The sequence below is a fragment of the Citrobacter freundii complex sp. 2025EL-00176 genome, from assembly GCF_053309355.1.
This window is the reverse complement of record NZ_JBRYHT010000032.1, coordinates 1-1,166: the sequence shown is the minus strand read 5'-3', so window position 1 is coordinate 1,166 and position 1,166 is coordinate 1. Positions and strand designations below refer to the sequence as shown.

Below are 1,166 nucleotides of genomic sequence, written 5' to 3'. Positions count from 1 at the left end.
GGCTGTCGTCAGCTCGTGTTGTGAAATGTTGGGTTAAGTCCCGCAACGAGCGCAACCCTTATCCTTTGTTGCCAGCGGTTCGGCCGGGAACTCAAAGGAGACTGCCAGTGATAAACTGGAGGAAGGTGGGGATGACGTCAAGTCATCATGGCCCTTACGAGTAGGGCTACACACGTGCTACAATGGCATATACAAAGAGAAGCGACCTCGCGAGAGCAAGCGGACCTCATAAAGTATGTCGTAGTCCGGATTGGAGTCTGCAACTCGACTCCATGAAGTCGGAATCGCTAGTAATCGTGGATCAGAATGCCACGGTGAATACGTTCCCGGGCCTTGTACACACCGCCCGTCACACCATGGGAGTGGGTTGCAAAAGAAGTAGGTAGCTTAACCTTCGGGAGGGCGCTTACCACTTTGTGATTCATGACTGGGGTGAAGTCGTAACAAGGTAACCGTAGGGGAACCTGCGGTTGGATCACCTCCTTACCTTAAAGAAACGTTCTTTGTAGTGCTCACACAGATTGTCTGATGAAAATTAGCAGTAAGAAAATCTCTGCAGGCTTGTAGCTCAGGTGGTTAGAGCGCACCCCTGATAAGGGTGAGGTCGGTGGTTCAAGTCCACTCAGGCCTACCAAATTCATCCCGGTGAATTTGAAGAGGTTTTAACTACGATGGGGCTATAGCTCAGCTGGGAGAGCGCCTGCTTTGCACGCAGGAGGTCTGCGGTTCGATCCCGCATAGCTCCACCATCTTTACTGCAACAACCCAAGAAAACTTCAGAGTGTACCTGAAAAGGTTCACTGCGAAGTTTTGCTCTTTAAAAATCTGGATCAAGCTGAAAATTGAAACGACACACTGTTTCATTTCTCCGTAATAAGAAATGAAAAGCGGTGTGTTCGAGTCTCTCAAATTTTCGCAATCAGAAGTGAAACATCTTCGGGTTGTGAGGTTAAGCGACTAAGCGTACACGGTGGATGCCCTGGCAGTCAGAGGCGATGAAGGACGTGCTAATCTGCGATAAGCGCCGGTAAGGTGATATGAACCGTTATAACCGGCGATTTCCGAATGGGGAAACCCAGTGTGATTCGTCACACTATCATTACGTGAATACATAGCGTAATGAAGCGAACCGGGGGAACTGAAACATCTAAGTACCCCGAGGAAAA

The 1,166-nt window shown here is 49.2% G+C and carries 2 tRNA genes and 2 rRNA genes; all 4 read left to right on the top strand.

Annotated elements, in window-relative coordinates:
• Positions 1–486, top strand: a 16S ribosomal RNA gene (locus tag ACVXHP_RS24185); the annotation flags it as partial.
• A gap of 71 nt (positions 487–557) precedes the next feature.
• A tRNA-Ile gene (locus tag ACVXHP_RS24180) sits at positions 558–634 on the top strand.
• A 39-nt stretch (positions 635–673) separates the two neighbouring features.
• Positions 674–749: transfer RNA gene (locus ACVXHP_RS24175), tRNA-Ala, on the top strand.
• 198 nt (positions 750–947) lie between these two features.
• A 23S ribosomal RNA gene (locus ACVXHP_RS24170) occupies positions 948–1,166 on the top strand; the annotation flags it as partial.